This window comes from Acinetobacter sp. YH12201 (assembly GCF_013418145.1).
Classification (GTDB): Bacteria; Pseudomonadota; Gammaproteobacteria; order Pseudomonadales; family Moraxellaceae; genus Acinetobacter.
Window position 1 is genome coordinate 1 of record NZ_VPCP01000091.1, and the last position, 11303, is coordinate 11303.

11 protein-coding genes are annotated in these 11303 nt (G+C 41.9%); 8 read left to right on the forward strand and 3 right to left on the reverse strand.

The window, feature by feature from the left end; translation table 11 throughout:
* Window positions 1-208 precede the first annotated feature (208 nt).
* A complete protein-coding gene (locus FTU91_RS14050) occupies window positions 209-1666 on the forward strand; it encodes a sensor domain-containing diguanylate cyclase (RefSeq protein WP_180082550.1) in 1458 nt (485 codons plus the stop codon).
* 77 nt (window positions 1667-1743) lie between these two features.
* Here FTU91_RS14050 and FTU91_RS14055 read toward each other — a convergent pair whose 3' ends face one another.
* On the reverse strand, window positions 1744-1923 hold the full coding sequence (locus FTU91_RS14055) for a hypothetical protein (protein ID WP_086199367.1): 180 nt from the start codon (window positions 1921-1923) through the stop codon (window positions 1744-1746).
* 432 nt (window positions 1924-2355) lie between these two features.
* On the opposite strand from FTU91_RS14055, the gene FTU91_RS14060 reads away from it, so the two are divergent.
* The 6 genes from FTU91_RS14060 (at window position 2356) to FTU91_RS14080 (ending at window position 8219) form a co-directional block, all read left to right on the forward strand.
* Window positions 2356-3438, forward strand: a complete 1083-nt coding sequence (locus FTU91_RS14060) for an OmpW family protein (RefSeq protein WP_180082551.1) — start codon at window positions 2356-2358, stop codon at window positions 3436-3438.
* A 154-nt stretch (window positions 3439-3592) separates the two neighbouring features.
* On the forward strand, window positions 3593-4807 hold the full coding sequence (locus FTU91_RS14065) for an MFS transporter (RefSeq protein WP_180042288.1): 1215 nt from the start codon (window positions 3593-3595) through the stop codon (window positions 4805-4807).
* Window positions 4800-4934, forward strand: a complete 135-nt coding sequence (locus FTU91_RS16695) for a hypothetical protein (protein WP_257221752.1) — start codon at window positions 4800-4802, stop codon at window positions 4932-4934. The genes FTU91_RS14065 and FTU91_RS16695 overlap by 8 nt, the downstream gene beginning before the upstream one ends.
* A gap of 188 nt (window positions 4935-5122) precedes the next feature.
* Window positions 5123-6085: a TauD/TfdA family dioxygenase gene (locus FTU91_RS14070; RefSeq protein WP_180082552.1), complete on the forward strand. Its 963-nt coding sequence runs from the start codon at window positions 5123-5125 to the stop codon at window positions 6083-6085.
* A gap of 402 nt (window positions 6086-6487) precedes the next feature.
* On the forward strand, window positions 6488-7717 hold the full coding sequence (chrA, locus tag FTU91_RS14075; protein ID WP_180082553.1) for a chromate efflux transporter: 1230 nt from the start codon (window positions 6488-6490) through the stop codon (window positions 7715-7717).
* A gap of 172 nt (window positions 7718-7889) precedes the next feature.
* Window positions 7890-8219, forward strand: a complete 330-nt coding sequence (locus tag FTU91_RS14080; RefSeq protein WP_180082554.1) for a four-helix bundle copper-binding protein — start codon at window positions 7890-7892, stop codon at window positions 8217-8219.
* Window positions 8220-8379: 160 nt separating this feature from the next.
* Here the strand turns inward: FTU91_RS14080 and sthA are convergent, their stop codons facing one another.
* Window positions 8380-9795 carry a Si-specific NAD(P)(+) transhydrogenase gene (gene sthA, locus FTU91_RS14085; protein WP_086196133.1) on the reverse strand — a complete coding sequence of 472 codons (1416 nt, stop codon included), beginning with the start codon at window positions 9793-9795 and terminating at the stop codon, window positions 8380-8382.
* 209 nt (window positions 9796-10004) lie between these two features.
* Here sthA and lipA point away from each other — a divergent pair, with 209 nt between their 5' ends.
* On the forward strand, window positions 10005-11018 hold the full coding sequence (gene lipA, locus FTU91_RS14090) for a lipoyl synthase (RefSeq protein ID WP_166167147.1): 1014 nt from the start codon (window positions 10005-10007) through the stop codon (window positions 11016-11018).
* Window positions 11019-11082: 64 nt separating this feature from the next.
* On the opposite strand, the gene FTU91_RS14095 is transcribed toward lipA, so the two are convergent.
* Window positions 11083-11303: transposase (locus FTU91_RS14095; protein WP_180082556.1), on the reverse strand; the 221-nt coding region annotated here is incomplete at its 5' end.

The window sequence follows — 11303 nt, forward strand, 5'->3', positions numbered from 1 at the left end:
TTCGGTAAAAACTGGTCGAGGTACGCCAACCAAGCGTTTAAATTCAGAATCTGAAAAACGGTTTAAGTTCTGATATCTCATGAAACTTAGATTGAGGTGGTTTTGACTTTCGCAAGAGGTCTATTATTTTACTTATCATATTATTTTAAAATCATTTTTTACATCATATACTTGATACTTAAATTCTAAAAAATAATGAGCGCCTTAAATGGACATGCTGAACTCTCCTTTTTTTGAACTCTCTCCCGTTGCCATGTGGCTGGAAGACTATAGTGAAATCAAAAAACAATTTGATCTTTGGCGTAGTCAGGGCGTGCAAGATCTGTTCAGTTTCCTGCAAGAAGATGAATCGCGTATTCTTGCATGCGCAAAAAAAATTAAATTATTAAAGGTCAATTCTAAAACCCTTGAACTTTATCAGGCCAATGACTTTGAACATCTATCGCAAAACCTGCAATTAGTCTTTAAAGAAGATATGGCAAAAACCCATATCCACGAACTGGTTGCGTTGTGGAATGGTGAAACTCGTTTTTCCAATTCTGCAGTAAACTATACCTTGACTGGAAAGCGCCTGGATATCCAGCTCAAAGGCATTGTACTGCCGCAACATGAACGGGATTTATCTCTGGTATTAATTACCACCGAAGACATCACTTCTTACACTGAAGCCTGCCGTAAGGAAGAACGAAGTCGCCATCTGGCAGAGGCACGCTTTACTTATTCTCCAACCTCTCTTTGGATAGAAGATTTCAGCCGTATTAAAATTAAACTGGATCAATTGCGTAAATTAGGCATTGAAGATTTTGCCACCTTTCTGGATGTGCATAGTGAGTTTGTCATTGAATGCATCAAGGAAATTAAAGTCATTGATGTCAATCAAGCCACCCTCGATTTGTTTGGTGCAGCCAGTAAAGAGATTTTATTAAAAAATCTTCATAAAGTTTTTGCTGAGGAAATGGTTCGAACATTCCGGGAACAATTGATTGAACTGTGGAACGGTCATCTGCATCATCAACGTGAAGTAGTCAATTACGCAATTGATGGCAGCATTCGCCATGTACTGCTGCAATTTACCGTATTTCCGGATTATCTGGATGACTGGAGCATTGTACAGGTTGCCCTGACTGATATTACGGCGCGCAAAAAAGCTGAACATTATCTTGAATATTTAGGCAAACACGATGTACTCACCCAACTGTACAACCGTTCTTTTTATGTGGCAGAACTGAACCGGCTTGAACGCAATTTATTACATCCAATTTCGTGTATTTTTATAGATTTAAATGGACTGAAAATACTGAATGATAGCGAGGGACATGACGCAGGTGACGGTGTCTTACGGCGTATAGGTAACATCCTGAACCAGCTAATTCAGCATACGCCCTATTCTGCCTCACGTATTGGCGGAGATGAGTTTGTAGTCCTTTTACCGGGTGCAGATGAGGCAGCCTTACAAAACTGCCTGCAAAGTCTGCAGGAACTTTTGTCGGTGGACAATCAATTTTATGCCAATCAGCCGATCAGCCTGTCTATAGGTCATGCGACAAATTTGCCGCATGAACGGATTGAAGATATGCTGAAGCGTGCTGACCTGGAGATGTATCACCAGAAAAAGAATTACTATCAGAACCATGATAGACGAAACCAACTTTCTGACTCGAATTAAATATCCAAAACACCGGTTTAACTGCAATAAAAAAGCCATGGTCAGACCATAGCTTTTTTATTTTTTATATGAAGAACTTAACGCTTGCCCATGGAGCGGCGTGTACCACGTGGTGGCATCCAGGTACGATCAGCATAGCGCTGCGGTTTAGGGCGTAAATCTTCCAAGACTTCATCGGAAGAATTCTCATCTGCCTTTTTCATCGGGAAAGGTAAATTAACCAAGGGTTTTTTCTTGGGCGTATTTTGGGTGCTCATATGATTCACTCAAGGATTTCTGCAGCATATTGTACGGAAAAATGCTTCTCAGTGCGAGATAGGATTTTAGCTCATGGTGCAATCACTTGAGTCAATTGCTTTAGTTATGCCAGCGATGATCTGTTTTTAACTGCATCGTCATCAGCATTGACCACATCAGCCCCTATATCAACGCTATTAATGCATTAAAAATATATAAATATCATCTCAATTCCTGCCTGTTATTAACCTACAAAAACTTTATCCATTAGCAAAAACAGCAGCTTACATAAAATTATTTTTCTTCATGTTCCTGAAACAAAACAGTTAAATTTTTACATGAATACTACCCGATTAATATTTTTGAGTAACAAAATGATTTTTCTCTAAATATAGAATAAGAAATGTGAACAAAAAAAATGAATAATCGCAAAATGGACATGGAGTCCCTGAATGAAAAAAACGTTATTTTGTATGATGTCATCTCTTGCTGCCCTACCCGCTGTAAGCTATGCAGATTCCTCTTATTTTAGTTTAAAAGATGGCGATGGCTTTAAACGCTTTTCTGTTTCTGTCGGTGCCCTACATGTCATGCCGCAGGGTAAAGCCCAGCCCTTTCAGGTGAATACGGCTGTTAAAAATGGTGAAGTTTCCAAGAATGGCGATATTCAGGTCGATACTGTATTAAACAACCTAGATCCGGAGGTCAATCAGACTGCACTTGCCACCGTTTTAAGAGGTTTGGGCTTTTTTACCGGAGGTCAGCTTGGAAGCGAACTCAGTGGCAGCTCACAAATTTATGGGCTGGAACAATGGGATAACCCAGGTACAGGCCTAGAGGCCGATGATGTCACCACACTGGGGATCATGACCAATTACTTCTTTACAGATAACCTTTCCTTTGAAATCAAAGCCGGTATTCCGCCCAAAGTTGACTTACAGGGTAAAGGAAAGATTTATGCACCCTTCTCGGCTGTAGCAACACCGCAAATTGGTAACTTGCCCTTAGAATTCCTCAATATTGATTTGCAAAACAATATCTTTATTACCGATTTAGAAGCTCATGGACCTGCTGCCTCGGCTCGTGCCTGGACACCGGCCTTTGAGTTCCAGTATCACTTTGGTAAAACCGGAGTCAATAAATTCCGCCCTTATGTTGGTTTAGGTTTGATGTATGCTTATTTCAATGAACTGGAAATCAATCCGCGTACAGAACAGGACTTGATTGCAGCTGGTCATATGATTGCCAACATCAAACAAGGCAATGCAGGAGCGTCACTGGAAGGAAAACCAAGCAAAGCCAATCCTCAAGTCGAGCTCGAAGCGACCGATACGATTGCTCCAATTGCAACTGTCGGTTTTACCTATGATTTTAATGAGCGCTGGTTTGCTGTAGGATCGGTATCTTATGCACATCTGAAAAATGAAACCACGATTACGGTAGATGATCAACAATTAGGTAGATTAATTACCTCCAAAGCAGATATTGAAGTCAACCCGATACTTGCTTATGCGGGGATCGGTATGCGTTTCTAAGTTTTTAATAATCCAAAGACGGCTTTATGTCGTCTTTTTAATCTTTATAAAACTTTCTATAACTTAATTTTATCTTTTGTTGAAATTTAATTTAATCGCCTCGTCCTTTATAATCGAATAACATAGCCACAACACAACTCCGCATGGATGAAATATGTCAGACACCCGTTTTTCCAAACCTCTGATTTACATGTTAATTGGAAGTGCCGTTATTCTGGCTTTATCCTTGGGTGTCCGTCATGCATTTGGTTTATATCTTGTTCCTATGAGCCATGAGTTTGGCTGGGGACATAATGTCTTTAGTCTTGCCATTGCCATGCAAAACCTGATTTGGGGTGCAGTACAACCCATTACCGGAGTTTTTGCCGATAAATATGGCAGTAAAATTGTAGTTGCTATTGGTGGTGCACTTTATACCCTTGGCCTGTTACTGATGGCAGTCAGCTCCAGCGGCTTGCTGCTGAATTTAAGTGTCGGTTTAATTCTGGGTCTTGCCCTTTCTGCGACCTCTTTTCCCATATTGCTTTCTGCTGTGGGGCGTGCCGCACATCCTGAAAAACGCAGTCTGGCGATGGGTATTGCCAGTGCAGCAGGCTCTTTTGGTCAATTTATCATGCTGCCATCGACCCTGCTGCTTTTACAAAGTGTCGGCTGGTCAGCAGCATTGATGGTCAGCGCCATTTTAATTGCTTTCATTATTCCATTGGCGTGGACTTTAAAAGCGCCTGCTTATACGCCTCCGAATGTTTCGGCTGCCATCCCAACACCGGCATTAAGTGTCAAAGAAATTCTGAGGATTGCCAAAAATCACAAACCGTTCTGGTTTCTGTCTTTAGGCTTTTTTGTCTGCGGTTTTCAGGTGGTGTTTATTGGTATTCATTTACCTGGTTACCTGATTGATCATGGTTTTGATGCCACCACAGGCACAGTATTTCTGGCTCTGGTCGGTTTATTTAATATTGTCGGTACGTATACCGCAGGCTGGCTGGGTGGAAAATACTCCAAACCTCACTTGCTGATGGGTTTATATGGCCTGCGTGGTATTGCCATTATTGGCTTTTTATTGCTGCCTTTGAGTATCTGGACAATTTACAGCTTTGGCATCATTATGGGCTTATTGTGGTTATCTACGGTTCCCCTGACTAACGGCATTGTGGCGAATATGTTTGGGATAAAATATCTGTCCATGCTCAGTGGCATCGTGTTCTTTACCCATCAGGTCGGCTCGTTCTTTGGTGGCTGGCTGGGGGGTGTCAATCATGACATGACCGGCGATTACAATATGATCTGGATGTTTTCTATTCTGTTAAGTGTATTTGGGGTTCTGGTTCATTTCTTTGTCAATGAGGAGCATGTGGTTCATGACTGATTCTATGCTTGGACTCAAAATTTTGGTTACCGCAGCAATTGGCCTGTTGTTGGGAATTGCGATTATGCTTTGGGTCAAAACACCACAACTGTTTGAGTATTTCAATCAGGCCTTTTGCGCGCATTAATGCTGAAATATCAGCAGTGAAAACAGCAAAAAAACCGCTTTCTTTTGCTGTTTATATTAAAAGTTTAACAATCATAGATTTAAATATTTTTCACTGGGATTTCATAAGCTTAGAAAATATTTTGATTTTATCTTTTGTTCTGGATTGCTTAGATTTTACTTCAACGTAAAAAACATCAGAGCAAAACAATGACGGCACTCACCCAACTTTCTCAGGCAATACATGATGCACCGCGCTGGCATCAGCCAGAACAATTTCAAAACCCGCAAGATATTTCTATTGTGCCCTTAGAGGGTGAAGCTTTAGGGGCTGTGGTTTTTGGTCTGGATGCACGTAAAGCCCAAGCGGGTGAAACCATTTACCGCCTGAAGCAGGCACTGGCCGAACATCTCATTTTAATTTTCAAAAACCAGCGTCTGGATGATTTACAGTATTTGGCCTTTGCCAGCTATTTTGGTTCCATTTTCCGCCCGAGTGCAGATAATCCGGTACTTGCCACCCAAACCGAAACCGGTACACCACCCGATGTCGTGCCCGTTTCCAATGCTGTGGGACAGGGTGACTACACCGGCTATGGTGAACTTTCGCCCCATGCCGATCACCAATGGACGCCACAACCGTCTTTTGGTTCATTGCTTTATGCCATTGAATTACCAAAAGACGGCGGGCAAACATCCTGGTTTAATACCATCCAGGCTTATGATGCTTTAGATGAAGCAACCAAACAGCATATCGATCAATTACAACTGATTACCTATAACCCCTTTGTTCGTCGACAACACCTGAAAGACAATGACAATAATGGTTATGGCAGCAGTCCTCTATATCGCTTTAAAGATCAGCCGATTATTGGTCATGCCTATCCTCATCCACTGGTGCGTACCCATCCTGAGAGTGGTCGTAAAGCGCTCTGGTTAAATACCCATTCCGAGGTGGAACTGGTCAATTATGATGATCAGGCTGGCAGTGAATTGATTGCTTCATTGCGCGAATATCTGTTAAAACCTGAATTTCGCTATGAACATCAATGGCAACAGGGCGATATCGTATTTTGGGATAATCAGGTTACCCTGCATTCACGCAAACCTTTTCCCAGTGAGCAGCGCCGTTTGCTAAAACGCATCAGTCTGGCAGGCGGTCGGCCTTATTAAGGGATTCATCCATCTGAAATAATAACAATAAACAATAGCTGAAAAATTACTCCGCAGCATCATGACCTCATCTACATTTACGAAGATGCAAAACCGTAAATAAAATAAAAAATGCGTCATGATGCTGCAATTTTTTATTAACCCCCTTACCTTAGGATAGGCTCCCTCTGCTTATCAGTAACTAGCGTGCGATACATCACATCAGGGATCATTTTCAATGATGGTCATCTTGTTTAAATATTTACGAGTTAAATTAAAAAATAAAAGCCCATCAAAAGTAATTACTTGGGATGGGCTTTTTCATATTTGCAATATGTATTGCAGGAAAACCATACAACAAGGTCAATCCGACCTGTTAATCTTGCCCGGGCTAAAACTCAAATATTTTTGGATCGTTTCATCATGTCATCCCCTGTTCCCACGCTGTCAAATTTCAGCTTGTTTAAAATATTCCTCAGATTAGGCTGTACGGCATTTGGCGGTCCAGCAGCCCATCTGGTGTTTTTTTATCGGCGTTTTGTGCAACAGCTTGGTTATCTGGATGAGCATCAATATGCCCATCTGCTGGCCTTGGCACAAATTTTACCTGGACCTAGCAGTAGCCAGCTGGGTCTTGCAATTGGTTATCAGCTAAAAGGTTATCGGGGTGCGCTACTGGCATGGCTGGGCTTTACTTTACCTTCGGCACTGCTCATGACCCTTGCGGCAATGCTGGGTATTCAATTTTCTGGTTATTTTTCTGTCGAATTTTTCCATGTGATTCAACTCATTGTATTTAGCGTGGTGGCATGGGCATTCTGGCAAATGTTACGTAGCTTTTGTAAAGAGCAATGGCAGTATGTATTAATGCTAATGTCGGGCTTATTTGTCTATCTAGTTCCCATCAGTATCAATCAGGTTTTGGTGATTCTTTTTGGTGCTTTGGCAGGACTGATTTATCTGCATTATTTTCCGCAAAAAAATACCCCTAAACCCGTTACGGGCATCTCAATCACAGCTAAAAAACCTTTCGCTTATCTCTGGCTGATTTTATTTACCTTGCCTTTTGTACAGGTTCCAGCGCTACAATATTTCTTTCCCAGTATTTGGCTAGACAGTTTTACCGATTTATACCGCACGGCTTCTTTAGTCTTTGGTGGGGGGCATATTATTTTGCCATTTTTACAGCAGGACTTTGTGGCATCGGGCTTGGTCTCCCAGCAACATTTTGACCTGGGCTATGCCATTGCCCAGCTGATGCCAGGCCCATTATTCAGTTTCGCCAGCTATCTCGGTGCTTTATTACCTTTAAGTTCATCGCCAGTACTGAATGCCGCCTTTGCAACCGTGGTCATTTTCCTGCCTTCTTTTCTGCTGATCTTTGGCGCTTTACCTTACTGGTCACGCTTGATGCAATTTTCAGGTTTATTTCAGGCTCTGGCTGGCGTGAATGCCGCTGTGGTGGGCCTGTTATTATGCCTGGTGGTGCAGATGGGGCAAAAATATGTACTGTCTGGCTTAGATGTGCTTTTTATTATTACTGTCATCGCATTGCTTAGGAGCAAAATTCCAGTCTGGCTGAGCTTAATCAGCAGTTTCTTCAGTTATTACGGATTATTATGGTTATTGGAGCATTATGCCTTTTTCTCATAGCCTATAGAATCCAGTGATCCACTCTCTATTTACCCAGATTTTTTATCATGCAGCATTCGCTTACTTAAAGTGGACACTGTTTACTTTTAATCACTCAATCTCTCTATTTTCTTAGTCTATTTCTAATTAGCTTATTCAGATATCAATTTAAATTATTAATCAGGAAAACAGAATGAATACTGTCAGCTTTTCAGATTGTGTCCAAATGTGTATGACCTGTTCTTTGACCTGTACCACCTGTGCAGCTGCCTGTCTGGATGAAAATGAGATAGAGATGATGCGTGAATGCATTAAACGCTGTCTGGACTGTGCAGATATGTGCAACTTATGCGCTCGATCTGAACAAAGAACCTCTGCCTTTATGCAGGAAATTTGTCAGCTCTGTGCTCAAATGTGCGATTACTGCGCCAAAGAATGCAGTAAACATGAAGCAGAACATTGCCAGCGATGTGCCGAAACTTGCCAGCAATGTGCGGTAGAATGCCGTAAAATGGCAGCCTAAATCCAAGCAAGTGATAAGCAAAATAGGAACACTTGATCTTGCGGGTTTGCACTAAGCGCTATTCTCACTCTCATCCACTGATGAGATATTTTGTCCTACAAAATAAACAAAAACCCGCAAGCATTCACTTACGGGTTTCGCATCTAAAATTCAGAAAATCTTAGAATAAACGGTTCATACCATTCAAGGTTGCTACACGGTACGCTTCCGCCATGGTCGGATAGTTAAAGGTAGTTTCAACAAAATACTTGATGGTATTGTTCGGGCTATTCATCACAGCCTGACCAATATGGATAATCTCGGCAGCGTTATTACCAAAGCAATGCACCCCTAACACTTCTAAGGTGTCACGGTGGAATAGAATTTTCAATTCACCTACGGTGTCACCGGTAATCTGTGCACGTGCTAGATGACGGAAAGATGCCTGGCCAACTTCGTAAGGAATTTTTTCTTCGGTCAATTGCTGTTCAGTCTTACCAATCGAAGAAATTTCCGGAATGGTATAAATACCTGTTGGAATATCCGTTACGGGTTTAACGTTCTCTTCACCGCTCATGTTTGAACCAGCGCAACGCCCCTGGTCATAAGCAGCAGAAGCCAGTGATGGCCAACCAATCACGTCACCGGCAGCATAGATATTTTCCACTTCAGTCTGGTACTGATCATTCACAGTGAGCTGACCACGACTGTTTGGGGTAATGCCTACATTTTCCAGACCTAAACCGTCAGTATTCCCCGAACGGCCGTTACACCACAAAATGGCATCGGCTTTAATTTTCTTGCCGCTTTGCAAATGCAACACCACATGATCATCAAATGTCTCAAGATGATCAATTTGTTCATTATGACGAATCAATACACCCTGTTCACGTAAACGGTAAGATAAGGCATCAGAAATTTCATCATCCAAATAGCTGAGCAATTTAGGCTGGGTGTTAATCAAATCAACTTTATGGTCCAGACCAATGAAAATGGATGCATATTCACAACCAATAACGCCGGCACCATAAATAATGATTTTTTGAATTGAATAATCCAGATCCAGAATTTTGTCTGAATCAAATACACGTGGATGATTGAAATCAAGCGCCGCCGGACGGTATGGACGTGAACCTGTCGCAATAACTAATTGTTGGAAAACAATTGTTTCTGTTATGCCTTCAGGGCTAAAGATCAATACGGTATTTTTATCCTGGATATAGGCACGACCATGATAAATATCAATCTTGTTACGGTCATAAAAACGCGAGTGCGTTTCCACCTGTTGCTGAATCACTTTATGGGCATTACGCAGCACCTGTTTCATGGTGAACTGTTTCCATTCGCCCACTTTCTGGAACATCGGGTCACGCTGGTAACGCAAAATGCTCGATACAGTTTGACGTAATGCTTTACTTGGAATGGTACCTACGTGTGTACAGTTACCACCTAATTGTTCACGCATATCAACAATTGCAACACGCTTGCCTGATTTAGCAAGTTTCATTGCCGCGCCTTCACCCGCAGGGCCTGAGCCGAGAACTACCGCATCGTATTTAACGAAAGTTCCACTAACGACCTCTTTTTTACGTGGCATTCAACGCTCCTATCTTCAATATTGGTCTATCTTGGCTATATTATGACGTAAATACTCGCAATTTTCTGTATTTACCTCACATATATTAAGTGATGACTACATTTATTAAATGAATATCCTTTTTACCCCATTTAGATTCAAGTCCGTTATAATGAGAGACCTAATATATCTAGTATCTCCCCCGTCAAAAAACAGTGGAAAAGTTGAATATGTCTGAAAACCGTAAACCTGAACAGGGTGTCAAACTTCGTGGCGCAGAGAAAGTCGCTCGTATTCCTGTAAAAGTTGTACCTACGGTTGAAACGCCACGCAAGCCGGACTGGATCCGGGTAAAAATGGCGGCTCCTGAAGAAGTTCAACGTATTAAAACCACGCTGCGTGAGCAAAAATTACATACGGTGTGTGAAGAAGCCGCTTGCCCGAATCTGCCAGAATGTTTTGGTGGCGGTACCGCAACCTTTATGATTATGGGTGATATCTGTACCCGTCGCTGTCCTTTCTGCGACGTGGCACATGGTCGTCCAAATGCCCTTGACCCTGACGAACCGCGTCATATGGCCGAAACCATTGCCAATCTGGGTTTAAAATATGCGGTTATTACTTCGGTTGACCGTGATGACCTTCGAGATGGCGGTGCACAGCATTTTGTAGACTGTATTAAAGAAGCCCGCAGTTTAAGCCCGAATACCTTATTAGAAATTCTGGTACCGGATTTCCGTGGTCGTATGGACATAGCGCTTCGCATCATGACCGAGTGCCCACCGGACGTATTCAACCACAATATTGAAACCGTGCCGCGCCTGTATAAAGCGATGCGTCCAGGTTCAGATTATCAGCATTCTTTAAACTTACTGAAAATGTTTAAGGAATACTGCCCGGACGTTCCAACCAAATGTGGCTTGATGGTCGGTATTGGTGAAACTGAAGAAGAAGTGATTGCATTGCTGGATGACTTAAAAGCACACGATGTCGATTACGTGACTATTGGTCAATACTTACAGCCTTCTAAAGAGCATGCACCGATTGACCGTTTCGTGACTCCAGAAGAATTTGAACGCTATACCGCCCACGGTCAGAAACTTGGATTCAAGAATATCTGGGCAGCCCCTATGGTTCGTTCAAGTTACTTTGCCGACCGTCAGTATTATGGTGAACCAGTTCCTTCGGTACGTCGCAAAACTGATCCTGCAAAAAAAATTGCGGTGCAGACCATTGAAGCTTAATTGAAGATCAGCCTGAAACTAGGCTGATCAATAAATGCCTATCTAAATTTATTAGGGCGTGTCCTCATTTGGCCTTGCACCAAATAAATATGCAGGCTATACGGATCATAGATTTATAATTGCGTGCTAGTTTATCAAATCGAGTTGCAATAGCACGAAAATGTTTTAATCTCGCAAAAGCATTTTCAACTAAATGTCTTAATTTATATAGATATTTATCAAATTCCTTATTCGATCTCTTACTGTTTGATCTCAATGGAATAATGGGAATCATATTCTTGTTCT

Bases quoted from the DNA above. Each gene is read 5' to 3' on its own strand.
- FTU91_RS14050 (WP_180082550.1), top strand. From the start codon at position 209: ATGGACATGCTGAACTCTCCTTTTTTTGAACTCTCTCCCGTTGCCATG.
- FTU91_RS14055 (WP_086199367.1), bottom strand. From the start codon at position 1,923: ATGAGCACCCAAAATACGCCCAAGAAAAAACCCTTGGTTAATTTACCT.
- FTU91_RS14060 (WP_180082551.1), top strand. From the start codon at position 2,356: ATGAAAAAAACGTTATTTTGTATGATGTCATCTCTTGCTGCCCTACCC.
- FTU91_RS14065 (WP_180042288.1), top strand. From the start codon at position 3,593: ATGTCAGACACCCGTTTTTCCAAACCTCTGATTTACATGTTAATTGGA.
- FTU91_RS16695 (WP_257221752.1), top strand. From the start codon at position 4,800: ATGACTGATTCTATGCTTGGACTCAAAATTTTGGTTACCGCAGCAATT.
- FTU91_RS14070 (WP_180082552.1), top strand. From the start codon at position 5,123: ATGACGGCACTCACCCAACTTTCTCAGGCAATACATGATGCACCGCGC.
- chrA (WP_180082553.1), top strand. From the start codon at position 6,488: ATGTCATCCCCTGTTCCCACGCTGTCAAATTTCAGCTTGTTTAAAATA.
- FTU91_RS14080 (WP_180082554.1), top strand. From the start codon at position 7,890: ATGAATACTGTCAGCTTTTCAGATTGTGTCCAAATGTGTATGACCTGT.
- sthA (WP_086196133.1), bottom strand. From the start codon at position 9,795: ATGCCACGTAAAAAAGAGGTCGTTAGTGGAACTTTCGTTAAATACGAT.
- lipA (WP_166167147.1), top strand. From the start codon at position 10,005: ATGTCTGAAAACCGTAAACCTGAACAGGGTGTCAAACTTCGTGGCGCA.